The organism is Stenotrophomonas sp. P5_B8 (assembly GCF_054049855.1).
Window position 1 is genome coordinate 1 of the sequence record NZ_JBFULO010000014.1, and the last position, 24,889, is coordinate 24,889.

Consider the following 24,889-nt stretch of genomic DNA (forward strand, 5'->3'; position numbering starts at 1 on the left):
GATCGGGGCTGGGTGCCGATGCCGCCGGACCGGCTTCTGCCGCATCTGCCAGCGCTGGCCGGGCCAGCGCACGTGGCCGGCCTGCTGGCGCCGGCCCCGGCCACCGGGCTGGCATTGGGGCCGGTGCTGTCGGCCACCGACCAGCCTGGCGTATGGCTGGCCAATCGCATGCCGGCCGACCCCCTCGCCACCGCGCTCACGCTGCCGGCGCACAGCCTGCCGCAGCGTGTGCTGCGACTGGATCCGGCCCTGCCCGGTGGCTATGCGCGTGATCTGGAGCTGCTGCCCAACACGCTGCCGCCCAGCCGCCATCTCGGCTATGCGGTGCAATGGTTCGGGTTGGCGTTGACCGTGCTGGTGGTCGCGCTGGTCCTGGAATTCCGCCAACGTCGCCGCCCCGCCGCCGGTTCCCGGCGCTGAGCGTCCCAACATGAGAAAATGCCGCCTATGAATGCCACTTCCCAGGATCGGCTGCCCTCGCGCTCACGCGGCCGCTGGACGTTGATCGCCTTGTTCGCGCTGTTCTTCGGCGCGATGGCCCTGGCCGGCGTGCTGCGCTTTTCCGGCTGGCAGCCCACCGCGCACCGCAACAGCGGCCAGCTGCTGCAGCCGCCCGTGGACCTTCGCCAGCATCCGCCACTACTGGCCGATGGCACGGTGTATGCATGGAATCCCGATGCACGCACCTGGCGCATCCTGGTGGTCCCGTCTGCAGGCTGTACGAGCGAGTGCGTCACTTTGTCGCAGGGATTGGGCAAGGTGTGGCAGCTGTTCGGGCATAACGCCGATAATGTCGAGATCCTGTGGCTGGGCACGCCGCCGGCCGAGGTCCAGGGCTTGCCCGCATTGCGCGCGCTGCGCGACCAGTCGGCCCTGCGTTCTGCCCTTCCCGCCGTGGATGACGCCGCCGGCACGCCGGTGTATGTGATCGACCCCAACGGTTTCGTGATCATGCGCTACGCACCGGGATTCGATATGGCTGGTCTGCGCAAAGACCTGGCCACGCTGCTGAAACTGAAGTGAGTTCCGTTTAGATGAGCCTTCCCGCACGCCCGGTGCTGCACCGCAATTTCCACCGTCTGGCGTGGTTTGCGCTGATCATGACCGCCAGCACGATCATGTTCGGTTCGTTCGTGCGCCTGTCCGATGCGGGCCTGAGCTGCCCGGACTGGCCGACCTGCTATGGCCGGGTCACCTGGCCGCAGCATGCCGCCGACGTGGTGGGCCATGAAGCGGCCAAGATCCGTCCGCTGGAAACCCACAAGGCGTGGCGCGAGCAGGTCCACCGCTTCCTGGCCGGCGCGCTCGGCATCGAGATCCTCACCCTGGCGCTGTTGGCCACGCGTCGTCGTCGCTGGGGCAGCACCGCGGTGGTGACCGCGTGCGTGCTGGTGGCTACCGGCATACCGCTCTACATGATGGGCATGCACGTGCCGGMCAGCATCCTGGCGATCCTTGGCGAGGCCATCCTGCTGATCGCCGCGCTGCGCTGGAACAACATCGACCTGGCCCGTGCCGCCTTGCTGACCTTGGCGGTGGTGATCTTCCAGGCGTTGCTGGGCATGTGGACGGTGACCTGGCTGCTCAAGCCGATTGTGGTGATGGGCCATCTGCTCGGCGGCATGTTGATGTTCAGTCTGCTGGTGTGGATGGCCTGGCGCGCGACGCACATGCCGATCACGCTGGTGGAAGCACCAAAACTGACGTCGCTGCTCCGCCTCGGCGTGGCCGTGCTGGTGCTGCAGATTGCCTTGGGCGGTTGGGTCAGTGCCAACTACGCCGCGCTGGCGTGCGGCGGTGGCAGCGCTTCGCTGGACAACTTCCCGCGCTGCGTCAGCCAGTGGTGGCCGCAGCATGATTTCAAGGAAGGCTTCACGCTGTGGCGTGGCATCGGCGTGGACTACGAAGGGGGCGTGCTTGATGGCGCCTCGCGGATCGCGATCCAGCTGGCGCACCGGATGATGGCGATCGTGGTGGCGGTGTATCTGCTGTGGCTGTCGGTGCGCCTGTTCAAGCTGCCCAGCATGCGCGGCTGGGCCAGCGCGCTGGGGTTGCTGGTTGTGCTGCAGATCACCCTGGGCATCCTCAACGTCAAGCTGGCGGTGCCGCTGGAAGTAGCGGTCGCGCACAGCGGTGGCGCCGTGGCACTGCTGTTCGTGCTGGTGACGTTGCTGGCGCGCCTGCGCGCGCCGGATGCGGACGGCAAGACCGGCGCCGCGGCGTCTGCCGTGCAGGCAGGCTGACGGCATGGCCAGTTACCGTCAGTACTGGGACCTGACCAAGCCCAAGGTCGTCGCCCTGATCGTGTTCACCGCGCTGGTGGGCATGTTCCTGGCCATCCCCGGGTTGCCGACCGCGCAGCAGGCGCTGGACGGCGCGCTGGGCTTCCTCGGCATCTGGCTGGCCGCCTCGGCCGCGGCGGCGATCAATCAGCTGCTGGATGCGCGCATCGATGCGCAGATGGCGCGCACCTCGTGGCGCCCGCTGGTGGTGGGCAAGGTCAAGCCGTGGCAGGTGCTGGTGTTCGCCGGCCTGCTGATCGCGCTGTCGATGACGATCCTGGTGGTCTGGGTCAACGTCATCACTGCGGTGCTCACCTTCGCCTCGCTGATCGGCTACGCGGTGATCTACACCGTGTACCTCAAGCGCGCGACCTCGCAGAACATCGTCATCGGTGGCCTCGCCGGCGCCACGCCGCCGATGCTCGGCTGGGCGGCGATCACCGGCATGCAGGGCCCGTGGGACTGGGCGTATGCGTCGCTGCTGGTATTGATCATCTTCATCTGGACCCCGCCGCATTTCTGGGCGCTGGCGATATTCCGTCGCGAGGACTACGCCAAGGCGGAGATCCCGATGCTGCCGGTGACCCATGGCGTGGTCTACACGCGCAAGTCGATCATGGTGTATTCGATCGCGCTGGCCGTCGTCAGCATCCTTCCGGTCGTGGTGGGGATGAGCGGCATGTTCTACCTGGGCGGTGCGATCGTGCTCAACGCGGTCTTCCTCTGGTACGCCTGGCGCATGCTCAACCCGCCGGACGAGCTGTTCTCGATGAAGATGTTCGGCTACTCCATCGTCTACCTGATGGCGCTGTTCGCGTTCCTGATGGTGGACCACTGGATGCTGCCCTGGTTGTAAGGGAGCAGATAGCGCGGGCGCCGTACCGACCAACGGTCGGTACCTGCCGGGGCGGTGATGGCTGCCACGCCTTCACCCGCCGTAGGTCACGACCATTGGCCGTGACACCTCAATCCGTGCGCCGCGACACATTGAATTTCCCGCGAACGTCGCCATTGCTGTCATGACCGAACAGGACGTGACGGCATGAAACGATGGATGCGAAGCGCAGTACTGGCCCTGACACTGCTGTGCAGCGCGGCGATTGCCGCGCCTGCACCCGATGAGACAGTCACGCAGATCATGCGGCACGCCGGCGACCACCGCCTGGTCGTGCTCGGCGAATACCATGGCACCGCCGAAACGCCGCTGCTGGTGGCCGACCTGATGGAGCGCTACAGCCGCAACACATCGGCCGTGCGGCTGGCGCTGGAACTGCCGATGAGCGAGAACGTCGCACTGGCCCGCTACCTGCGCTCGGACGGCGATGAAGACGCGCGCGCGACGCTGCGCACATCGCCGTTCTGGGTGGTGAAGGACGATCAGCATGACGGCCGGCGCAGCCGCGACATGCTCGCGCTGATCGAGGCGGTCCGTGTGTTGCGGGCCCAGGGCCGCGATGTGGGCGTGGCCGGCTATGACAACGARACCGGCACCTCCACCAGCAGTGACCAGCGCGATGCGGCCATGGCCACGCACCTGCGCCAGCAGTTCAGTGCGCTGCCTGCCGATGCAYGGATGCTGGTGCTGACGGGCAACGTGCATGCCATGCGCACCCGGTCGGTCGATGCGGCCCCAGACATGCAGAAGACGATGGCCGCGTACCTGCTGGACCTGCCGCTGTACAGCGTGCGTCTGGAAGCGCTGCGCGGCCATTTCTGGGCGTGTTTTCGGCCGTGCCGCGCAGTGCCGCTGATCGTGCGTCCGCCGCGCGCGGCGACAGAATATACAGAAGCGGATCGCCAGTACGACCTGTGGATATGGATGCCCGCCTTGAGCGTTGCCACCCTGGCCGACCGCTGAGATCACGCTGACATCGCGCCGAGCTACGGTATCGGCAGTCGTTTGGAAAACGACCCTGACGAAGGCATGTCCGCGAACGTGGCGCGATTCACTCCGGGCGGACGGTTGGCGCCGGCTCAATGGGATCGCGCGCATAGCGCTGGGCGATCATCGCGCAGACGATCAGCTGGATCTGGTGGTAGATCATGATCGGCAACACGATCGCGCCCAGGCTGCCGCCGGCGAACAACACCTTGGCGATGGGCACACCGGTGGCCAGACTCTTCTTGGACCCGCAGAACAGGATGGTGATCTCGTCTTCGCGGTTGAAGCCCAACCGGCGGGCGATGAAGCGGATCAGCGGCATCGCGATGCCGAGCAGCGCGGCGGCCACGACCGCCACGGTCAGCAGCGACAGCAGCGGCGTCTTGCTCCACAGGCCTTCGCTGACGGCTTCACCGAAGGCGGAATAGACCACCAGCAGGATCGTGCCCTGGTCGGTGTAACGCAGCAGCGCGCGCTGCTTCTCCACCCAGCCGGCGATCCACGGGCGCAGCAGATGGCCGGCCACGAACGGCACCAACAGCTGCAGCATGATGCTGGCGATGGCCTGCACCGGGTTGTGCATGCCGCCTTCGGTGCCGGCCAGCAGCGCCAGCAGCAAGGGGGTGAGGAACACGCCGAGGATGCTCGACAGCGAGGCGCTGCACACCGCGGCGGGCACGTTGCCGCGCGCTATCGAGGTGAAGGCGATCGAGGACTGCACGGTGGACGGCAACGCACACAGGAACAGCACGCCGATGTACAGCTCCGGGGTAAGCAGCCAGCCGTCCAGCGGCTTGAACAGCAGCCCCAGCAGCGGGAACAGCACGAAGGTGCACGCCAGGATGGTCAGGTGCAGGCGCCAGTGCAGCACACCGGCCATGATCGATTCGCGTGGCAGGCGCGCGCCGTGCAGGAAGAACAGCAGGGCGATGGCAACGTCGGTGACATCGTCGAGCACCATGGCCGCCGCGCCGTGCATCGGCAGGAAGGAGGCCAGCAGCACGGTGCCGAGCAGGGCGAGGGTGAAGGTGTCCGGTCGCAGGCGCGACCACCAGCGGGTCATGGTGGGCAGGCTCCTGTAGAGCAGGGAAGAAGGTGGGACAGGACACGTGGGTTCATCGCGCCGCGTCCTTTTCCAGCAGTACGCGGGTGGGTGCTTCCAGCGAGGTCATGCCGGCGCGGCGGCCCAGTTCCAGCGCCTGCTCGACGGTTGCCCCGTCCTGCGCCTGCAGCAGCGCCAGCAGCGCGCCGGCACGGTTGCCGGAGGCGCAGTGCAGCAGCACCGGGCCGGTGCTCTGGGCGAGCGTGGTGCGCAGCGCGCGGGCGTTCGCCTGGGTCAGGCCGGCAGCACCGGCCACCGGGATGCGCACATAGCGCAGGCCGAGGCGTTCGGCGGCCGCGGTTTCATCGAAGCCGCGATCTTCATCGGGCTGGCGCAGGTCGATCACGGTGGTGACCCCGGCCTTGGCTGCCTGCTGCAACTGGACGGCGCTGGGCTGGCCGGCGGTGTACAGCTGCGGCTGTGGCTGCGCGAAGGGCAGCTCCCCGGCCCAGGCGGGTAGGGCCAGCGCCAGCAGGCAGGCGACAACGCAAGGGCGGCAGTAACGCAACAACGATGCAGCGGGATTCACGGTGGGGGACGCCACGGCTGCTCCGTCGTCTAGAAGCGGATGGTACTGCGCGCCTTGAGCAGTTCGCGCAGCTCGTACTTGTCAGTATCGTCCAGGCCCTGCTGGCTCTGCTTTGCCTGAAGCTCATCCATGCGTTGCCGCATCAGCTGTTTTTCCAGCTGGGCCACCGCATCGTGCAGTTCCTCGGTCCACATCGCCTCATCGCCCGGCTGGGTATGGGCGGCCAGTTTCTGCAGGGACGCCTGTTCTTCGCGGCCCTCGAAATGCTCCAGCAGCGCGCCGGTGGTGATGTCCGGGCGCTGTTCGACCAGGGTCAACAGTTCGGTCAGCAGCTCGATGCCAGGCAGGCGCAGGCCGTCGAAGTGGTGGCCTTCCAGGGTCATCGCCAGCGATGGCTGCTGCAGCAGGATCGCGATGGCGGCCCGGACCAGGCTGCGCCGCTGCGTCGGGGCAATCGGGCGCGAGGGCGGACGCCCGGACGGCGTGGCCGCGCCCGGCCGGGCACCCAGTCCGGTCAACGTGGCCAACTGCTGCTTCATCAGGTCGCCAAAGGCACCGTCGGGAATCTGCGCCAGCATCGGCTTGGCCCGTTCGGCCAGCCGTGCCTTGCCATCCAGCGTGGCCATGTTGACCTCGCGGGTGAGCTCGTCGAAGAAGAACTGCGACAGCGGCGTGGCCTGCTTCAGGCGCACGTCGAAGGCCTCGCTGCCTTCCTTGCGCACGATCGTGTCCGGGTCTTCGCCATCGGGCAGGAACAGGAAGAAGGCCTGGCGACCATCCTTCATGCGCGGCAGCACCGACTCCAGTGCGCGCCAGCCGGCGCGGCGGCCGGCGGCGTCGCCGTCGAAGCAGAAGAACACGTCCGGCGCGTTGCGGAACAGCAGTTCGGCATGCTCCGGGGTGGTCGCCGTGCCCAGCGTGGCCACCGCCTGGGTCACCCCGTACTGGAACAGCGAGACCACGTCCATGTAGCCCTCGACCACGATCAACCGCTCGATCTTCTGGTTGGCCTGGCGCACCTGCCACAGGCCGTACAGCTCGCGGCCCTTGTGGAACAGTGCGGTCTCTGGCGAGTTGAGGTATTTGGGGCCGTCGTCCTTCTCCATCACCCGGCCGCCATAGGCGATCACCCGGCCACGGCGGTCGAAGATCGGGAACATCACCCGGTCGCGGAACTTGTCGTAGACATGCCCGCGGTCGTTCTTGGAGAACAACCCGGCACGGTCGAGCAGCTTCATGCGCCGCTCGTCCTTGCCCAGCGCGTCCTTCAACGCGCTGTAGCCATCGGGCGCGTAGCCGATCGCAAACCGCGCGCGGTTCTCCTCGTCCACGCCGCGCTGGTCCAGGTAGGCGCGCGCCTTGTCGCTTTCCTCCAGCGACTTCTGGAAGAAGCGCGTGGCCGCATCCAGCGCCGAATACAGCTCGCGGCTGTCGTCCTGCTGCTGGGCGGTACGCGGCTGCGTATCGCGCGGCACGTCCATGCCCACGCGCTTGGCCAGCTCGTCGACCGCATCGAGGAATTCGAGGCGGTCGTAATTCATCAGGAAACTGATCGCCGTACCGTGCGCGCCGCAGCCGAAGCAGTGATAGAACTGCTTGGTCGGGGAGACCGTGAACGATGCCGAGCGCTCGTCATGGAACGGACAACGTGCTGCATATTCCTTGCCCTGGCGTTTCAGCGGAACGCGGCTGCCCACCACCTCGACAATGTCGGAGCGGGCCAGCAGGTCGTCGATGAATGCGTCGGGGATACGGGCCATGGGCAGCAGGCAAGAGCAGGGCCGATGGCGGCCATGCACGGAAGCGGGGGTCGGACTAGTCTACTAGCTGCCGGTCGCTGCGCCCGGGTCCGGTGCGGCGATACCGGCCTGGGCGAGGTGAAAACGGGCGCGTAGGCGCTCGTCGATCACCGCGGTCATCAGCGCGCCGACAAAGAACACCACGGTGGCGTAATAGATCCACACCAGCGAGATCACCAGCGCACCCATCGAACCGTACGCACTGCCCGGGGCGACGGTGGCGATGTACAGGCCGATCGCATACCGGCCCAACGCGAACAGCCCGGAGGTGATCGCCCCGCCGATGAAGGCCTGGCGCCAGGCCACGCGGCGGTCGGGCAGGTAGTGGTAGAGGAAGGCGAAGCCCACCGTGTACAGCGCCAGGCTGGTCAGGTAACCGATCGCCGGCAGCACCGAGGGCAGCTGCGCGAAGGCCACCTGCAGCATGGTGGTGGCGGTCATCGACAGGATCAGCAGGAAGCCCAGCGCCAGCACCACGCCGAAGGAGAACACCCGCTTGCGCAGCCACGCCACGATGCCCTCCAGACGCTCGCCGCTGGTGTTGAAGATCAGGTTCAGCGCGTTCTGCAGCTGCGCGAACACCGCCGTGGCACCGATGAACAGCAGCAGCGTGCTCCACACCCCGGCCAGCGAGCCCACGTCGGGCTGATTGTCGGCGTTCTTGAGTACGGTATCGGCCACGGTGGCCGCGCTGCTGCCGGCCACATCGTTGATCTGCGCAATCAGCGCCTGCTGTGCCGGCGGGTACAACGAGGCGGTGAGCCACAGCAGCAGGACCAGCAGCGGGGCCATCGAGAGCAGGGCATAGAACGAGACCGAGGCGGCCTGGGTCAGCACGTCGATATCGACGAAACGTTTGCCCACAGCCATCGGAAAGCTGCGCTGCAGCCGGTCGACGTACTTGTGCAGGCGCGGCGGCACACCATGGTGGTGGGGCGCGGGCTCGGATGCAGGGGGAGGCGGCAGCGAAGACATGCCTTTTTTTAGCAGGGCAGGGTCGAAGGCGGGGTGAAACGTGCGGTCGGTGGGCGCGGTTGTGCGCGCACCGACCGGGGCGTTGCGGGAGGCAGCGACCGTGGGTCGCCACCTCGGCCAATCAACCCGCGAGCTGCTGCTTGACCAGCTTGGACACCAGACCCATGTCGGCCTGGCCGGCGAGCTTGGGCTTCAGCGCGCCCATCAGCTTGCCGATGTCGGCCGGGCTGGCGGCACCGGTTTCGGCGATGGCGGCCTGGATGGCGGCCACGATCTCCGCTTCGCCCAGCTTGGCCGGCAGGTACTGGTCGATCACCAGGATTTCCTCGCGCTCGATCACGGCGAGGTCTTCGCGGTTGGCCGCTTCGAACTGGCTGACCGAGTCCTTGCGCTGCTTGACCATCTTTTCCAGCACGGCCAGCACGGCGGCGTCGTCCAGCTCGATGCGCTCGTCCACTTCACGCTGCTTGATGGCGGCGTTGATCAGGCGGATGACGCCAAGACGGTGCTTCTCGCCGGCCTTCATGGCGGCCTTCATGTCGTTGGTGAGCTGCAGTTTCAGGCTCATGGAACACCTCGTATCGGTCAAAAGAGCGGGGAGGGACCCCGACAGGCTGGAACGCAAAAAGCCGGTAACGCTCGCGCGTTCCGGCTTCGGCTCCGCCGCGACAGACACAGGGCCTGCCGCATCGAAGTTGCGTAGATCAGTACAGGCGCTGACGCTTGGTGACGTCGCGCGAGGAGCGACGCAGCTGACGCTTCACAGCAGCAGCAGCTTTACGCTTGCGCTCCTGGGTCGGCTTTTCGTAGAACTCGCGCTTGCGGGTTTCGGCCAGCACGCCGGCCTTTTCGCAGGTGCGCTTGAAGCGACGGAGCGCAAACTCGAAGGGCTCGTTCTCGCGGACTTTAACGCTGGGCATGGAATCTCCGGGACACAGTAGAACCGGGTCACACCCGGTGAGAGCCGCACATTATAGCGGCGGCAAAAGAAGTTGCAACCCACCCCGGCGAACTTCTTGGCCACAGGTGGTGTCGGGTGGGCTGGCGGTAACGCTGCCGGGGCCTCAAGCGGTCCATAATACGCGTTATGCGAGTCCTTGGTATCGAATCTTCCTGTGATGAGACCGGCGTGGCGGTGTATGACACCGACCTGGCCGGCCCGGACGCACTGCGCGCCCATGCGGTCTATAGCCAGATCGCCCTGCATGCCGAGTACGGCGGGGTGGTGCCTGAATTGGCCAGCCGCGACCACGTGCGCAAGCTGCTGCCGCTGATCCGCCAGACCCTGGCCGACGCCGGGATGGGCGTGTCCGATATCGACGGGGTGGCCTATACGGCCGGCCCCGGGCTGGTCGGGGCGCTGCTGGTCGGGGCGGGCGTGGCCCGGTCGCTGGCCTGGGCGCTGGAGGTGCCGGCGGTCGGCGTACACCATATGGAAGGGCATCTGCTGGCCCCGCTGATGGAAGACGACCCGCCGCAGGCGCCGTTCGTGGCCCTGCTGGTGTCCGGTGGGCATACCCAGCTGGTCGCCGTGGACCGGATCGGCCAGTACCGCCTGCTTGGCGAGACCCTGGACGACGCCGCCGGCGAGGCCTTCGACAAGACCGCCAAGCTGATGGGTCTGCCGTACCCGGGCGGACCGCAGCTGGCCGCGCTGGCCGAGCGCGGCACCCCGGGCCGGTTCAAGTTCACCCGCCCGATGATCGATCGCCCTGGGCTGGATTTCAGCTTCTCCGGCCTGAAGACCCAGGTGCTGCTGGCCTGGCGTGACAGCGACCAGAGCGAACAGACCCGCGCCGACATCGCCCGTGGCTTTGAAGACGCGGTGGTCGACACGCTGGCCATCAAGTGTGAGCGCGCGCTGGATGCGGCCGGCACCGATGTGATCGTGGTGGCCGGCGGCGTGGGCGCCAACAAGCGCCTGCGCGCCAAGCTGCAGCAGATGGCCGCCCGCCGTGGCGGCCGCGCCTGCTTCCCGCGCCCGTCGCTGTGCACCGATAACGGCGCCATGATCGCCTTCGCCGGCGCCCTGCGCCTGCAGGCCGGCCAGCACAACCCGCCGCAGGTACAGGTCACCCCGCGCTGGGACATGGCGACGCTGCCGGCGGTGTAACTACGCCGCCGGTCAGGGCGGGCGATTGCGCAGCAGCGGGGTCACGGCCTCATGCCCGGCCATCCAATCGGCGGTGCGTGTGCAGCGCAGTGCCACTAGCCGCTGGATGGCGGCGAAATCTTCGCCCAGGGCGCGCGCGAAGATGGGTTCATGATGGGTGATGCGGTTGCGCAGCCGCCGGATCTGCTCCAGATCGTTGTGTATGCGTGCGCGGGTGACATGCCGGGGCGCAGCGGTGTTGGCGCCGGGAAGTACGGTCCCCATGCAACGCGACCACACCCGTACGTCGAACCGCTGCGTGAACATCTTCTGCCAGAACACGAAGCTCAGCGTGGGAATGAGCTGCGGGGTGCCGTGACTGCAGCGTGCGACCGCGCGCTGCAGCTCGCGGCGTGGGTTGTAGCCGCTGGTTGGACTGGGCAGGCTGTCGGCGAAGCCCTGCACCCACGGCCAGCGTGGTCCATGAATCCGGGTCAGTGCATCCGAAACCGCGTTGCGGATGACCACTTCACCGATGTGCAGCGGAATCAGGAAAGCGGCGGAGATGTGGGCATTCCACACGTACAGTTCAAGCGGGGTACTGCGGACATCGAGGCTGGCTACGGCGTTCTCGTACGTCCCCATCCGGTCGGCTGACAGCGCCCGCTTCACGGCATCCTCGATCTGCATGGTCACGGCATCCCTGGTCCCTGCTGACGATCGAGGCTACGAGTGTGGCCAGATGCCGGGCATCGGGAATCCGGCCGTCGTGTGGTTGTTCTGACTACCGTTTTTCATCATTCGATTGCCGCGTTCAATTGACGCATCGCAAACAACGCGCCCCGTCCCGTTTTGCGTCAACAAAGGTTGACGTGGTCGTGCCGGCCCCGTAATTTTCTGCCTACGCGCCACCGGGACTCGCGGATGGGAATCCCATCTCCCCCMGGGGACAAGAGGTAAGCAAAGGGTCCCGAAAGGGGCCCTTTGTCTTTTCCACCTCGGGCGCTGCACCACGGCGCCTGCCCCCGGTTCCCGGCACGTTCCGGGCCGGCCCGTTACCATGTCCGACATCTTCCACGTGGCATGGCTATGGACAAGGTATTCATCGAAGGGCTCGAGATCGATGCCCTGATCGGCATCTACGACTGGGAACGGCGGATCCGCCAGACCCTGCGTTTCGACCTGGAAATGGGCTTCGACAACCGCCGCCCGGCTGCCAGCGACGACATCGCCGATACGCTCAACTACAAGGCGGTGAGCAAGCGGATCGACCAGTTCGTGCGCGAGTCCGACTTCGGCCTGGTCGAAACACTGGCCGAGCGCATCGCCGAGATCGTGCTGCGTGAATTCAATGTGCAATGGCTGCGCCTGAAACTGAGCAAGCCCGGTGCGGTGCGCGGCGCGCGCGCGGTCGGGGTGATCATCGAGCGCAGCGCGCAGGATCTGGCAACCCCCTGATAACCCGGAACGGAGATCGATACACGATGTTGGATGCGGTAGTGGCAACCCGGTGGCTGGACAGTGTGCAGCAGACCCTGGAACCCTGGCCTTGGGCCTACACCCTGCTGGTGCTGGCCGTGTTGGCGCTGGCGGCCTGGCTGGCCAACTTCGTCACCAAGAAGGTGCTGTTGCGCGGCCTGCGCAAGCTGGTGAACCGTTTGCCCGGGCACAACCCCGGCAACGAAGGGGGCAACAACCTGCGGGTGATCTCGCGGTTGTCCAACGTGGTGCCGAGCATGGTGATCGCCGCCGGCATCCGCATCGTGCCGGACCTGCCGGTGGAGCTGGTCGACTTCGTCATCGGCGCCTGCCGGGCGTGGGCGGTGCTGACGGTGGCGCTGGCGGTGTCGCATGCGCTGGATGCGGCCAATGACCTGTACGAGCGCCGCCCGGACGCGCGCAACAAGCCGATCAAGGGATACCTGCAGGTCGTAAAGATCGTGGTGTTCGTGATTGCCGGCCTGTCGATCGTGGCCACCCTGCTGGGGGTCAAGCTTGGTCCGCTGGTCACCGGCCTCGGCGCGGCCACCGCGGTCCTGATGCTGATCTTCCAGGACACCATCCTGTCGCTGGTGGCCAGCGTGCAGATCAGTGGCGATGGCCGGGTGCGGCTGGGCGACTGGATCGAGATGCCCAGCCAGAACGCCGATGGCGATGTCATCGATATCGCCCTGCACACCATCACGGTGCAGAACTTCGACAAGACCATCACCACCATCCCGACCAAGAAGCTGGTGACCGAGTCGTTCAAGAACTGGCGCGGCATGCAGGAAGCGGGCGGGCGCCGGATCAAGCGCGCGCTGTACCTGGACCAGCACAGCGTCGGCTTCGTCGATGCGCCGATGCTGGTGCAGCTGGAGCAGTTCGCGGTGCTGGGCGATTACCTGCGCGACAAACAGGCCGAGCTGCAGCAGTGGAACGCCGGGCTGCAGGCCAAGGGCGTGGCGGCGGTGAACGCGCGCCGGGTCACCAACCTGGGCACGTTCCGCGCGTATGTGGAGCGCTACCTGCAGCAGCATCCGGGCATCCATACGGACATGACGCTGTTGGTACGGCAGTTGCAGCCCACGACCCAGGGCCTGCCGCTGGAGATCTACTGCTTCACCCGCACCACCGCCTGGGGCGAGTACGAGGGCATCCAGTCCGATGTGTTCGACCACCTGCTGGCGACCTTGCCGGCCTTTGGCCTGCGGGTGTTCCAGGAATCCAGCGATGCGATGTTAATGGCCGGGCAGCAGCGTCTGGCCTCGCCGGAGTAAGCTCCTGAGCCCCCGTTGCCGTGCTCGCGGCAACGGGGTTCTTCCCAGGGGGAAGAAAAATGAACGCCAAAATCATTCACAACGGGTCCGGGAACGCTAGAATCCCGGCCTTGTAAACGTTTTCATAAGGACAGCCGGTGRCCGCCGATCGTATCGAAACCCTCATTGCCAAGATGACCGTCGAAGAAAAAGTCGGCCAGCTGGGTGTGTTCGCCGACATGGTCCGGCCGTTCGCCCCGGACGTGAATCCGGAAGCCAACGTGCTCAACGCCGACCAGGTGCTGCAGCAGGTGCGCGAGGGCAAGGTGGGGTCGCTGTTCAACGGCGTCGGCGTGGAAGCCGGCCGGCGCATCCAGCAGGTCGCGCTGGAAGAAAGCCGCCTGGGCATCCCGGTGATCCTGGCCGCCGATGTCATCCACGGCATGCGCACCGTGTTCCCGATCCCGCTGGGCGAAGCGGCCAGCTTCGAGCCGGACCTGGCCGAGCGCACCGCCCGCGCCACCGCGGTGGAAGCCACCGCTGCCGGCCTGCACTGGACCTACGCGCCGGCGGTGGACATCGCCCGTGACCAGCGCTGGGGCCGCGGTGCCGAGGGCGCCGGTGAAGACGTGGTGCTGGGCTGTGCGTTCGCCGCCGCCCGTGTGCGTGGCTTCCAGGGCCCGGACCTGCGTGCCGCCGATGCGCTGCTGGCCACGCCGAAGCATTTCGCCGCCTATGGCGCGGTGATGGCCGGCATGGAATACAACATGGTCGACATTTCGCCGCAGACCCTGCGCGATGTGCACCTGCCGCCGTTCCAGGCCGCCTTCGAGGCGGGCGCGCTGACGGTGATGTCCTCCTTCAACGACATCAACGGCGTGCCGGCCAGTGCCAATGCCGAACTGCTCACCGACATCCTGCGCGGGGAATGGAAGTTCCCGGGCGTGGTGATCTCCGATTACACCGCCGACATGGAGCTGGTCGCGCACGGCTATGCCGCCGATGACCGCGATGCCACCGCCAAGGCCTTCACCGCCGGCCTGGACCTGAGCATGCAGAGCGGCTTCTATGCCGAGCACCTGCCGGGCCTGATCGAAAGCGGCGAGGTGCCGATGGCCACGCTGGACGAATCGGTGCGCCGCATCCTGCGCCTGAAGGATGCCATCGGCTTGTTCGACGACCCCTACCGGTCGCTGGACCTGGACCGTGAAGCGTCCACCGCGCATATCGCCGCGCACGATGAACTCTCGCGCGATGCCGCGCGCCGTTCCATCGTGCTGCTCAAGAACACCGACGCGGTGCTGCCGCTGAAGAAGACCGGGCAGAAGATCGCGCTGATCGGCCCGTTCGTGCAGGACCGCGACAACATCGAAGGCTGCTGGACCCTGTTCGGCGACAAGTCGCGCTACGTCAGCCTGGAAACCGGCGTGCGTGAGGCGATCGGCGATGCGTCGCTGCTGGAAATCGTGCCCGGCTGCGACCTGGAAGTGGCCGTGCAGGACGGCATCGAGCAGGCCGTGGCGGCTGCACTGCGCGCCGATGTGGTGGTGCTGGCGCTGGGCGAACCGCAGCGCTACAGCGGTGAAGCGCAGTCGCGCGTGGAAATCACGCTGCCGGCCGCGCAGCAGGCGCTGGCCGAAGCGGTGGCGATGACCGGCAAGCCGCTGGTGGTGCTGCTGCGCAATGGTCGCGCGCTGGCACTGCAGGGCGCGGTGCGCAATGCGCACGCCGTGGCGATCACCTGGTACCTGGGCACCCAGACCGGGCATGCGGTGGCCGATGTGCTGTTCGGCGACTACAACCCGTCCGGTCGCCTGCCGGTGAGCTTCCCGCAGGTGTCCGGCCAGCAGCCGTTCTTCTACAACCATCCGCGCACCGGTCGCCCGGAACTGCCGACCATGTCCGAGTTCAAGGCGCGCTGGCGCGAGATCCCCAACGAGGCGCTGTACCCGTTCGGCCATGGCCTGGGTTACACCACCTTCGGCTACGGCGTGCCGCAGCTGAGCAGCGACACGCTGGGCTGGGACGACACCCTGACCATCACCACCACGCTGACCAACACCGGTGCGGTGGCCGGCGAAGAAGTGGTGCAGCTGTATATCCACGACCGCGTGGCCAGCCGCGTGCGGCCGGTGCGTGAGCTGAAGGATTTCCGCAAGGTAGCGTTGCAGCCCGGCCAGAGCACCGAGGTGCAGTTCACGCTGGATCGCCACGCGCTGGGCTTCACCGGTCGCGATGGCGTGTTCCGTGCCGAACCGGGCCAGTTCGAGTTGTGGGTGTGCGCCTCCTCGGTCAGCGGTGAGCCGGTGATCTTCGAGCTGCTGGCCGGCTGAGACGGCGGGGCGGCCACGCCGCCCCGTAGAGCCGACCGTTGGTCGGCTGCCGTGCTGCCTCGCCGACCGTTGGTCGGCTGCCCTGCCTGGACGCGTGATTAGCGCGCAGAAGCAGCCGACCAACGGTCGGCTCTACGTTGGTCGTCGCCGGCGGCTGCCGTCCCGGCGGCAGGCGGGTGGACTCGTCATCATCGGCGGCTGACGTAAACGCGGTTACGCTGGCGCCCTCGCGATATCGACGGAGCCGAGCATGCGTGTGATCCGAATCCTGTTACCCACCCTGTTGCTGGCCGCCTGTTCGCAGCCGGCGCCGCCGACGGCGGACGCCGCTGCACCGGCTACCTCGCCACCGGCGACCACCGCCACGCCCGGGGACGACGTGCCGGCCGCCGGCCTGTCGCCGGATGCGGTGAATGCCGGTGCCGAACCTGCGCCGGATGCCGCCACCCAGGCACCGCCCAATGGCAGCCCCGAGGCGTCCGATGCGATCGACACCGAAGAGGGCGAGGGCGATGCCCGCCAGCGTATTGAAAAACTGCTCGGCGACGCCGACGCGTACGAGGCGCTGTTCAACGACCTGCAGCGCGGTGTCGCCGCCAACGATACCAATGCCGTGGCGGCATTGATGCGCTATCCGCTGCTGGTGCATGTGGGCGGCAAGAAACGCCAGGTGGCCGATGCGGCCACGTTCAAGCGCGAATACAGCCAGATCGTCACCCCGGAGATCGCCAAGGCGATCGCCGCGCAGACCTTCGATGGGCTGTTCGTGAACTGGGAAGGCGCGATGATCGGCAAGGGCCAGGTCTGGATCGGCGGCAAGTGCCTGGACAAGGACTGCACCCGCTCGGACGTCAAGGTCATCACCGTGCAGGATTGACCGGCCCTGCCCGCCCTTCCGGCCTCGAGGACCGGGAGGGCGGGCATGTCAGGATCACGCCTTGGGCGTGAGCTTCAGCAGGCGCCCGTTCTTGCCGTCTTCCAGCAGCCAGATCGCACCGTCTGGGCCCTGCTCCACTTCGCGGATGCGCTCGCCCATGTTGAAGCGTTCGGCTTCATGCGCGCTGTCGCCGTCGAAGGCCACGCGCACCAGCGCCTTGGACGACAGCCCGCCGATAAAGCCGCTGCCCTTCCACTGCGGGAACTGCGTCCCGCTGTAGATGATGAAACCGGCCGGCGAAATCACCGGGGTCCAGCTCACCTTGGGCGCTGTGAATTCGGGGCGTGTGGCGTGGTCGGGAATATCGCGGCCGTCGTAATGGTTGCCGTTGGACACGATCGGATAGCCGTAGTTGGCGCCGCGCTCGATCAGGTTGAGTTCGTCGCCGCCGGCCGGGCCCATCTCGTGCACCCACAATTTGCCGCGCGCATCGAAGGCGATGCCCAGTGCATTGCGGTGCCCCAGCGACCAGACCTGTGCGGCCACGCCGCCCTGCGAGGCGAACGGGTTGTCGGCGGGCACGCTGCCGTCGTCGTTCAGGCGCACGATCTTGCCGAGGTTGCTGGCCATGTCCTGGGCCGGATCGAACTGCTGGCGTTCGCTGGAGGTGATCCACAGTTTGCCGTCCGGGCCGAACGCCAGGCGATGACCGAAATGGCCCTTGCCGTCCACCTTGGGCGTCTGCCGCCAGATCACCTTCAGGTCCTTGAGCGTGCCGCTGCCATCGGCGCCCAGGACCAGACGCGCGCGCGCCACCGCGGCACCCCGGGTATCGCCTTCACCGGCTTCGGCATAGCTGACGTAAAGCAGCTGATTGCGGGCGAACTGCGGGTGCGGCAGCACGTCGCCGAACCCGCCCTGGCCGCCATAGGCCACCTTGGGCAGGCCGCGGATGTCGGCTCGCGTAGCCGTCTTGAGGTCCACGTGCTTCAACGTGCCGGCCTTCTCGCTGACCAGCAGGCTGCCGTCGGGCAGGAAGCTCATCGCCCAAGGCTCGTCGAATTTGGCCACTTCGGTGGCGGCGAAGGGCCACTGCGCCTTTTCCAGCACGGGGGCGGCGGCCTTGTCGGCGGCCACGCAGGCGGTGGTGAACAGCGGCAGGGTAAGAGTGACGGCGAGCGAAAGCAGGAGCTTGCGGGTCATTGGGGATCTCCGTAGGGGGATGCGATGGCCAGCCATGGTTGTACAGCATGCCCATCAACGCGGCGTGGACCATACGTCATCCCCGGTAGGCGCGCGGGCCCGGATCGGCTACCGTTGCCGCGGGCCGCCCGTGGGGTGGCAGGTGCGGCATGCCGCCATCAAATGGAGTTGGATCAATGAAGCAACAGGTGCATAAACCCTCCCCGGCGTTCATCGCCGCCTCGTGGGCGGCGCTGCTGCTGGGCGCGGCGGCTTATCTGGTCGGTCTGTTCAACGCGGAAATGGTGCTCAACGAAAAGGGCTACTACCTGACCCTGCTGTTGTTCGGGCTGTTCGCGGCCGTCTCGCTGCAGAAGAGCGTGCGCGATCGCGTCGAAGGTATTCCGGTCAGTGGCCTGTACTACGCGCTGTGCTGGTTTGCGCTGCTGGTGTCTCTGCTGTTGCTGCTGGTGGGGCTGTGGAACGCCACGCTGCTGCTGAGCGAGAAAGGCTTCTACGGCATGGCCTTCGCGTTGAGCCTGTTTGGCGCGGTGGCAGTGCAGAAAAACACCCGCGACCTGATGGCCGCGGGTGCCGATGCGCGTGCGATTCCGCCGCTGCCCAGCGGCGAGTAACGCTGTCAGGCGTGTCGCGCGCTGCCTCAGGTACCGCGCGGCACGCCCTTGTCCAGATGGGCCTGGCGCAGTGCGGTGGATTCATCCCAGCCGCGGCGCACCGCATTGCGCGCCTGTTCCCAGGTCAGCTTGCTCTTGCCGTGTTCCTGCGCCCAGCGCGTCTGCAATTCGGCTTCCACCTGCTCGTAGGCGCGGATGACATCATCGGCGCGCGAGTGGTGACCGAGCTGGTAAGCCGGCTCGTAGTCGTCGAAGAACTGGGTGTTGTCGTAATACGGCTCGCTCGGAAAGCGCTCACGCCAGTAGTCCGACACGGCCTGGCGCGGCACGCCGTCTTCCGGCACCCGGCCGGGAATCTGATAATCAGTAGGCATGTGGTAGCTCCGGTTGGGTGAGGTTCCAGCCTAGCCAGACGCCGGTTAACGCAGCGGACCGGTGGAGTGAATGACAGATCAAGTGCCATTCGCTGCGCAGGCGTGGTTCAGCCCAGCGGTTCCTTGCGCGGCAGTTTGTAGATGACCGCCCCCACCACGAAGGCGATACCGGCGGCGGCCATGTTCTGCCAGCTGGCGCTGACGAACAGGGCCACGCACAGCAACAGCGCCAGGATAGGGATCAGCGGGCCGCCGGGCAGTTTCAATGCACCGGGACGGTCGCGGAAACGCCGTGCGAGCACCAGCACCGCAGCGGCGGTACCGATGTAGGCGAACAGGCGCGTGGTCATCGACAGCAGTGCCAACTGCACGAACGAACCGGACAGTGCCAATGCCAGCGCGATCAGGCCCTGGGTGATGATCGCCGCGGCTGGCGTGCGGAAGCGTGGATGCACCTGCGCCAGCAGCTTGGGGCCGTAGCCGTCGCGGGCCAGCGCAAACAGGAAGCGCGGCCCCATCATCATCGTGTTGCTGTTGGTGCCGAGGATGGAGATGGTGGCGCCGACGGTGAGGATCAGCGCCAGCGCCTCGCCGCCGAAGCTGGAGGCCGCATCGGCCAGCGGCGTCGGCGAACTGGCCAGGCCGGCCAGGGTGCCCTGCGCGACCAGCTGCACCGCCCCGTAGATGACGGTGACGCTGACGATCATGGTAATCAGCGCGAACGGAATATCGCGGCGCGGGTTCTTGTACTCACCGGCAGCGGCCGGGATGTTCTCGAACCCGGCGTAGGCATACAGCAGCAGCAACGCGGCCTCGCCCATGCGCTGCAGGTCATGCGGGTCCGGGCGCACGCCGGAGAAGGCTAGGTCCATGTCCACGTAGAACGCGCCGATCGCCACGAACAGCAGCAAGGGCACCAGCTTGCCGATCACCAGGATCACCCCGGTGCGTGCGGCCGAGCGCACCCCGGCCACGTTGACGGCGGTGAGAAAGCCCAGCGACACCACGATGATCGCCACCCGGCCCAGGTCATGCCCGGCCCACGGCCAGAACCGCGCCACTGCATCGGCCAGCGCATTGCTCAATGCTGCCGCCGAGCTGATCCGGGTCAGCCAGATCATCCAGCCGATCTCGAACCCGGCAAACCGACCGAACGCCTCACGTGCATACAGGTAGCTGCCGCCGGGCTCGTCGAAGTAGCTGGCGGCCTGGGCATAACAGAGCACCAGCAGCGCGACCACGATGCCGGCCGCGACCACGCCCCACAGGCTGAAGGGGCCGAGCAGGGCGACGGTGGCGGCCGGCAGCAGGTAGATGCCGCTGCCGATCACATCGTTGATCGACAGCCCGACGATCTGCCAGCGGCTGACCGCGCGTTCCAGTTGCGGATCGGCCGGTGTGCTCATCGCGTGTTGTCCTGTTGTGCCGGCAGATTCCAGTCGTATTGCAGCTGCTGGTACTGCGCGCGCGGCAGCAGCACGAACAATGGGCGCTGGGCCGGGTCCAGCCAGGCCAGCAGGCTGCGCATGTGCTCGGGCTGCATCGCCGTACAGCCGGCGGTCGGCTCACCGGGCGTGCGCCACAGGTGGGCGAAGATGCAGCTGCCGCGGCGCGGTTCGGCTTTGGGGTTGTGCTCGATCACAAAGCCCTCCCGATAGCGCGCATCGCCCTTGTTGTGCAGGTCCAGCCGCATCGGTTCGGTGGAGCCTTCCACGGCGTCGGTGCCCACCACCTCGGCATCGACGATGCGGTTGTAGTACGGCGAATCGGGGACGTCCATGCAGTAGCTGCTGGCCTGCATCGGCTGGTAGGGCAGGGCCGTGGTGATCTTTGGCGCATAGCCGAAGGCCGGACCGATGCTGAAGATGCCGGCCGGGCTGCGGCCATCGCCTTCCTGTTTTACCGGGTCCCCGGGCTTTATCGGGTCGCCGGGCGGATGCGCGGCAGCGCCCTGGGCCGGCAGCACGCCCACGCCCCAGGCGCTGCCGTTGCGGCCCACGGCCACCTCGAATGCGTCGCCGTGGGGCGCCCAACCCTTGGGCGTGCGCACATAGGCCTGCAACCGGCCCTGGGTGGCGTCCCAGCCCTCGGTGGTGACCACGATCATCTGGTGGTGGTCCTGCAGTGGGCCCACCGCCGGGGTGAGCGCGGTGGCAGGCAGGGCGCTGGCGGCCAGCACGACGGCGAAGACGGAGCGGAACAACGGCAGCATCGTGGCGGACTCCAAAAGACCAGGTGTCGATCAGGTGTCGATCAGGTGTTCGATCCGTTCCAGGTTCACCCCGAGCTGGCGGTGGCGGTCCGGGTTGGCGTGGCACAACAGCACGAAGACGAAGTCCAGCAGGGACTGCAACGAGGCACGGTACAGCAGTTGCGCCACGTGCGGCGCTGGGTCGTGCGCGCACACCACCAGCGAGGCATCGGCGTGCGCGCGCAGCGGGTTGGCGCTGTGCCGGGTGATCGAGATCACCTTGCCGCCCATGTCCTGGAACTGCCGCGACAGCTGAAACAGCTGCGGCAGCTTGCCAAATTCGGAGAACACCAGCATCGCATCGTTGGCGCGCGCGGCCGACAGGTTGGCCATCATCAGGATCGGGTCGGCGTGGTGCACGGTGAGCATGCCCAGCAGCGACAGCCGCATGGCGAATTCGCGTGCGTACAGGCCGTCATCGCCCAGGCCGTAGACGAACAGCTTGGGTGCGGCGTCGATCAGCTGCACGATGGTTTCCACGTCGGCCTGCGGATTGGCCAGCCGGGTTTCCTGTTCGGCGGCGGCCTTGCTCAGCCGCAGCCGTTCGGCGATCTGCGCGTAATCGTTGGCATCGGCCGGTGCAGGCGGGCGTGACTGGGGATCGCTACCGGCGCGGGCGACCGCCTCGCCGATGGAGTACTTCAGATCCGGATAGCCCTTGAAGCCCAGCTTTTGACTGAACTTGACCACGCTGGACTGGCTGATCCCCAACGCGCTGGCCAGCTGCTGGGACGAGTAATCGCGCAGCAGGTGGGCGTTGTCGAGGATGAAGTCGGCGATGCGGCGTTCGATCGCCGACATGTGGTCACGCTCGGAGCGGATTTTCACCAGGGGCGGCATGGAAAGGGCATCAGGTCCGTTGGGGAGAGCATACGCAATGCGGCCGGTAGAGCCGACCGTTGGTCGGCTGCACAGGACAGGATCGCGCGAAGAGCAGCCACCCATGGGGTGGCTCTACCGCAGTAATGCAGACGGTCACCACCGCGGCGGCGTGATCATCTCCAGCCCCCGCACTTCAGTGATGCCCAGTCCCGGTGCGTCGCTGATGGTGATCTCCGATTCGTTGAAGTTGACCCCGCCGGTGACCGGGTTGAACTGCCCCAGCGAGGGGCCGTCCAGGTCGACCTTGGTGATCACATCGCTCTTGGCCACCGCCAGGTGCACGGCCGCGGCCACGCTGATGCTCGACTCGATCATGCAGCCGATCATGCACGGCACGCCGTAGATCGCGGCGATGTCGGCGATGCGGATCGCATTGGACAGCCCGCCGGTCTTCATCAGCTTGATGTTGATGATGTCCGCCGCGCGCTGTTGGATCAGGTCGACCACCTGGCCGGGATTGAACACGCTCTCATCGGCCATCACCGGCGTGTTGACCCGGTCGGTGACGTACTTCAGCCCACTGATGTCGGCCGCCTTGACCGGCTGCTCCAGCAGTTCCAGCACCACGCCGGCCTCTTCCAGTGCGCGCATCGCGTGCACCGCCTGCTTGGCGGTCCAGCCCTGGTTGGCATCCAGGCGCAGCAATGCCCGGCCCTGCACCGCCGCATGGATCGCCTTGACCCGCTCGATGTCCAGCCCGATGTCCTTGCCGACCTTGATCTTCAGCGACTCGAAGCCGCGGTCGATGGCCGACAGCGAGTCGGCCACCATCTTGTCGATGTAGTCCACGCTGATGGTGATGTCGGTGGTGATCACCGGATCGCCGCCGCCGAGCATGCGGTACAGCGGGGCGTTGTGCAGCTGCGCCCACAGGTCGTACACCGCGATTTCCACTGCGGCCTTGGCGCTGGTGTTGCGCTCCAGCGAGGATTGGATCAGCGCGCACACGCGGTTGAGGTTGGCCACGTCCTGGCCGATCAGGCGCGGCTTGATGAAGCTGTTGATGGCCTCGATGATCGACCCGTGGGTGTCGCCGGTGATCACCGCCGTCGCCGGGGCCTCGCCGTAACCGGTGTGGCCGCTGTCGGTGCGCACCAGCACCACCACGTCCTCGACGGTGTCCACGGTGCGCAGCGCGGTCTTGAAGGGGGTTTTCAGCGGCACGCGCAGCATGCCCAGTTCGATGTCGGTGATCTTCATTCAGGGGTCTGTGGCCGGATGCGCTGGATGTTGGTGATACGGTCGATGTAGCTGACGGTGTCGCTGGCCATCATCGGCTCCAGCGGGGTCACCGACACGCCGTTGAGATGGGCCTGCACGCGGGTGCCGTCGGCGCCGAACCAGCTGCCCCCGGCGGTGTCGTGGATCATCCAGGTGCGGCCGTCGAGATGGCCGAGGGTGACCATCACGTGCCCGGGGATGTAAACCAGGTCGCCGACCTGCAGCTGTTCCACCGCCGCGGTGCGCTTGGCCTGGCCGTCCTTTGGATCGAAGGCGATCCGGTCCAGCGCCGGGCTGACCGCTTGGGCGCTGGTGTTGCGCGGCACCAGCACGCCGAAGCTGCGGTAGATCTCCGAGACGAAGCCGCTGCAGTCGCGGGTGTCGTAGTCGTGGCCCCAGCCGTAGCGTTCGCCGAGGAACTTGAACGCCTGGGTGATCAGGTTGCGCGGGGTCAGGGGCAGGTAATCGGCGGCGCTGTCCTGCGCGCGCGGCAGCAGCGCCGGTACCAGCGCCAGGCCACCGTCGTCGTTGCGCACCGGCAGTTGCACCACGTAAGCGGCATGCGCCTGCTGGCCGTTGACGGTCTTGTCCTGCGGCCAGTCGGCGATCACCGGCAGGCGCACGCCCATGTCCAACTGTAGGCGCGACACGCGGGGCTCCTCCGGGGTAGGGGCGGTGAAGGCGGTAGCGCCGGTGATGACACGGTACGGACCGCGCTGGGCGTAACCGAGCACGGTGGCCGCATCGCCGAGGCCGACGAAGCGCTTCTCGATCCATGCCGAATAGCGCTCGCTGGTGATGAACAGCCAGTGGCCATCGGCGCTCTCATGCAGCACCGCTATCGCATCGCCCGGAAACAGCGCCGATTCCTGGAAGCGGTCGATATCGGTATCGCCCTGTGTGGTGAACACCCGCAGCGTGGTCGGGAACGCGCGCAGGGCGGCGCGGTGGGTGACCAGGCCGTACTGCAGCGGACGCTGGGCCGGAACCGCGTCCAGGGCGAGGTTGGCCACGGTGGCGCCGCGCTGGGCGGCGCTGATGCCCTGGCCGTCCGCGCCGTACAGCGGTTTGGCCGGCCAGGTCGACAGGGTTTCGATCGCGGCCAGCACCTGTGCCCGCGGCAGCTGTGTCGGCAAGGCGCGCAGGTCGTGGATGGAGCGGTCTTCGGCACGCATCCGTGCGTTCTGCGCGGCGATGCCGGCGCGGTCCAGGATGGGCTGGTCGGCGTTGGGCGCGCGCTGGGCCCAGAAGCCGGGCGCCAGATAGGCTTCGCGCAGGCCGATGACGCCGCCGAAGTCGGCGTCGGCCGCGCGGCGTGGCGCCTCGGCAGCGGCATGACCGGTGGCAAGCAGGGCGGCCAGCAGTGCGCCGGCCAGCCAGGACGGCCGCGCAGGGCGGTTGGGGGAAGCCAGGATCCTCAAGCGGTCACCCTCCTCGGAAGCGTCAGGAATATTTATTCCTTTTTTCATCGAAAGCAAGAATAAATTATTGACCGCCCATCGGGCCCGTGTTACACAGCGATTACCACCCGCACCTGGGAAGTGTCGCCGTGGATTTCGCTGCACGCAAACCGCGTTTGCTCCATTTCGCCCGCTGGCGCGCCGCAGCCTGTCTGCTGTTGGCGCTGCCGCCGCTGTGCGCATGGGCCGGCGCTTCGCTGCCGGAGGTGATCGCGCAGATCGACCGCGGTGCGTTCGCCACCRCCACCGCGCAGATCGATGCGGCCCTGCACGAC

General features: G+C 67.1%; 25 protein-coding genes. 11 read left to right on the plus strand and 14 right to left on the minus strand.

Going from position 1 to position 24,889, the window contains the following annotated elements; genetic code table 11:
- The 5 genes from ACXJKH_RS01555 to ACXJKH_RS01575 all read left to right on the plus strand — a co-directional run.
- Positions 1 to 420 (plus strand): SURF1 family cytochrome oxidase biogenesis protein (locus ACXJKH_RS01555; RefSeq protein WP_457318039.1); only part of this gene is annotated, 420 nt, incomplete at its 5' end.
- A gap of 18 nt (positions 421 to 438) precedes the next feature.
- Complete coding sequence (locus tag ACXJKH_RS01560; protein ID WP_457318040.1) at positions 439 to 1,023, plus strand: hypothetical protein; 585 nt, start codon at positions 439 to 441, stop codon at positions 1,021 to 1,023.
- 11 nt (positions 1,024 to 1,034) lie between these two features.
- Positions 1,035 to 2,243: a COX15/CtaA family protein gene (locus ACXJKH_RS01565; protein WP_457318041.1), complete on the plus strand. Its 1,209-nt coding sequence runs from the start codon at positions 1,035 to 1,037 to the stop codon at positions 2,241 to 2,243.
- A gap of 4 nt (positions 2,244 to 2,247) precedes the next feature.
- The gene (gene cyoE / locus ACXJKH_RS01570; protein WP_256775043.1) at positions 2,248 to 3,138 is read left to right on the plus strand and encodes a heme o synthase; all 891 of its coding nucleotides are present in this window, start codon (positions 2,248 to 2,250) and stop codon (positions 3,136 to 3,138) included.
- A 186-nt stretch (positions 3,139 to 3,324) separates the two neighbouring features.
- Complete coding sequence (locus tag ACXJKH_RS01575; RefSeq protein WP_457318042.1) at positions 3,325 to 4,140, plus strand: calcium-binding protein; 816 nt, start codon at positions 3,325 to 3,327, stop codon at positions 4,138 to 4,140.
- A gap of 88 nt (positions 4,141 to 4,228) precedes the next feature.
- Here ACXJKH_RS01575 and ACXJKH_RS01580 read toward each other — a convergent pair whose 3' ends face one another.
- From ACXJKH_RS01580 to rpsU, 6 genes are all read right to left on the minus strand, one after another.
- Complete coding sequence (locus ACXJKH_RS01580; protein WP_256775045.1) at positions 4,229 to 5,227, minus strand: bile acid:sodium symporter family protein; 999 nt, start codon at positions 5,225 to 5,227, stop codon at positions 4,229 to 4,231.
- Between the two features lie 52 nt (positions 5,228 to 5,279).
- A complete protein-coding gene (locus ACXJKH_RS01585) occupies positions 5,280 to 5,774 on the minus strand; it encodes a beta-lactamase hydrolase domain-containing protein (RefSeq protein ID WP_457318054.1) in 495 nt (164 codons plus the stop codon).
- A 50-nt stretch (positions 5,775 to 5,824) separates the two neighbouring features.
- A complete protein-coding gene (gene dnaG, locus ACXJKH_RS01590) occupies positions 5,825 to 7,555 on the minus strand; it encodes a DNA primase (protein WP_457318043.1) in 1,731 nt (576 codons plus the stop codon).
- 63 nt (positions 7,556 to 7,618) lie between these two features.
- Entirely contained in the window at positions 7,619 to 8,464 is an 846-nt protein-coding gene (locus ACXJKH_RS01595) for a YihY/virulence factor BrkB family protein (protein ID WP_457318044.1), read from the minus strand.
- Between the two features lie 226 nt (positions 8,465 to 8,690).
- Entirely contained in the window at positions 8,691 to 9,137 is a 447-nt protein-coding gene (locus ACXJKH_RS01600) for a GatB/YqeY domain-containing protein (RefSeq protein ID WP_256775047.1), read from the minus strand.
- Between the two features lie 136 nt (positions 9,138 to 9,273).
- Positions 9,274 to 9,489 (minus strand): 30S ribosomal protein S21, encoded by a 216-nt coding sequence (gene rpsU / locus ACXJKH_RS01605; RefSeq protein ID WP_002808376.1) that lies wholly within the window; start codon positions 9,487 to 9,489, stop codon positions 9,274 to 9,276.
- 167 nt (positions 9,490 to 9,656) lie between these two features.
- On the opposite strand from rpsU, the gene tsaD reads away from it, so the two are divergent.
- On the plus strand, positions 9,657 to 10,682 hold the full coding sequence (gene tsaD, locus ACXJKH_RS01610; RefSeq protein ID WP_256775048.1) for a tRNA (adenosine(37)-N6)-threonylcarbamoyltransferase complex transferase subunit TsaD: 1,026 nt from the start codon (positions 9,657 to 9,659) through the stop codon (positions 10,680 to 10,682).
- Positions 10,683 to 10,694: 12 nt separating this feature from the next.
- On the opposite strand, the gene ACXJKH_RS01615 is transcribed toward tsaD, so the two are convergent.
- A complete protein-coding gene (locus tag ACXJKH_RS01615) occupies positions 10,695 to 11,351 on the minus strand; it encodes a hypothetical protein (protein ID WP_457318045.1) in 657 nt (218 codons plus the stop codon).
- A gap of 399 nt (positions 11,352 to 11,750) precedes the next feature.
- On the opposite strand from ACXJKH_RS01615, the gene folB reads away from it, so the two are divergent.
- The 4 genes from folB to ACXJKH_RS01635 all read left to right on the plus strand — a co-directional run bounded on the left by folB (position 11,751) and on the right by ACXJKH_RS01635 (position 16,609).
- Positions 11,751 to 12,119 (plus strand): dihydroneopterin aldolase, encoded by a 369-nt coding sequence (gene folB, locus ACXJKH_RS01620; protein WP_457318046.1) that lies wholly within the window; start codon positions 11,751 to 11,753, stop codon positions 12,117 to 12,119.
- Positions 12,120 to 12,145: 26 nt separating this feature from the next.
- Positions 12,146 to 13,420, plus strand: coding sequence for a mechanosensitive ion channel family protein (locus tag ACXJKH_RS01625; RefSeq protein WP_457318047.1), 1,275 nt, complete (start codon positions 12,146 to 12,148; stop codon positions 13,418 to 13,420).
- Positions 13,421 to 13,557: 137 nt separating this feature from the next.
- On the plus strand, positions 13,558 to 15,732 hold the full coding sequence (locus ACXJKH_RS01630) for a glycoside hydrolase family 3 N-terminal domain-containing protein (protein ID WP_457318048.1): 2,175 nt from the start codon (positions 13,558 to 13,560) through the stop codon (positions 15,730 to 15,732).
- Positions 15,733 to 15,982: 250 nt separating this feature from the next.
- Positions 15,983 to 16,609, plus strand: coding sequence for a hypothetical protein (locus ACXJKH_RS01635; protein WP_457318049.1), 627 nt, complete (start codon positions 15,983 to 15,985; stop codon positions 16,607 to 16,609).
- Between the two features lie 54 nt (positions 16,610 to 16,663).
- Here ACXJKH_RS01635 and ACXJKH_RS01640 read toward each other — a convergent pair whose 3' ends face one another.
- Positions 16,664 to 17,812 (minus strand): PQQ-dependent sugar dehydrogenase, encoded by a 1,149-nt coding sequence (locus tag ACXJKH_RS01640; RefSeq protein ID WP_457318050.1) that lies wholly within the window; start codon positions 17,810 to 17,812, stop codon positions 16,664 to 16,666.
- A gap of 176 nt (positions 17,813 to 17,988) precedes the next feature.
- Between ACXJKH_RS01640 and yiaA the strand changes: the two genes are divergently transcribed.
- Positions 17,989 to 18,426, plus strand: a complete 438-nt coding sequence (yiaA, locus tag ACXJKH_RS01645) for an inner membrane protein YiaA (RefSeq protein WP_256775055.1) — start codon at positions 17,989 to 17,991, stop codon at positions 18,424 to 18,426.
- 26 nt (positions 18,427 to 18,452) lie between these two features.
- Here the strand turns inward: yiaA and ACXJKH_RS01650 are convergent, their stop codons facing one another.
- From ACXJKH_RS01650 to ACXJKH_RS01675, 6 genes are all read right to left on the minus strand, one after another.
- Positions 18,453 to 18,800, minus strand: coding sequence for a hypothetical protein (locus ACXJKH_RS01650; RefSeq protein WP_312236904.1), 348 nt, complete (start codon positions 18,798 to 18,800; stop codon positions 18,453 to 18,455).
- Positions 18,801 to 18,907: 107 nt separating this feature from the next.
- On the minus strand, positions 18,908 to 20,206 hold the full coding sequence (locus ACXJKH_RS01655) for an APC family permease (protein ID WP_457318051.1): 1,299 nt from the start codon (positions 20,204 to 20,206) through the stop codon (positions 18,908 to 18,910).
- Positions 20,203 to 21,012 carry a L,D-transpeptidase family protein gene (locus tag ACXJKH_RS01660; protein ID WP_457318052.1) on the minus strand — a complete coding sequence of 270 codons (810 nt, stop codon included), beginning with the start codon at positions 21,010 to 21,012 and terminating at the stop codon, positions 20,203 to 20,205. The genes ACXJKH_RS01655 and ACXJKH_RS01660 overlap by 4 nt, the downstream gene beginning before the upstream one ends.
- Before the next feature lie 30 nt (positions 21,013 to 21,042).
- Positions 21,043 to 21,891 carry a MurR/RpiR family transcriptional regulator gene (locus ACXJKH_RS01665; RefSeq protein ID WP_457318053.1) on the minus strand — a complete coding sequence of 283 codons (849 nt, stop codon included), beginning with the start codon at positions 21,889 to 21,891 and terminating at the stop codon, positions 21,043 to 21,045.
- Positions 21,892 to 22,026: 135 nt separating this feature from the next.
- Complete coding sequence (locus ACXJKH_RS01670; protein ID WP_256775060.1) at positions 22,027 to 23,133, minus strand: dipeptide epimerase; 1,107 nt, start codon at positions 23,131 to 23,133, stop codon at positions 22,027 to 22,029.
- Positions 23,130 to 24,566, minus strand: coding sequence for a C40 family peptidase (locus tag ACXJKH_RS01675; protein ID WP_457318055.1), 1,437 nt, complete (start codon positions 24,564 to 24,566; stop codon positions 23,130 to 23,132). Before ACXJKH_RS01675 ends, ACXJKH_RS01670 begins: the two co-directional genes overlap by 4 nt.
- Positions 24,567 to 24,889: the final 323 nt, after the last annotated feature.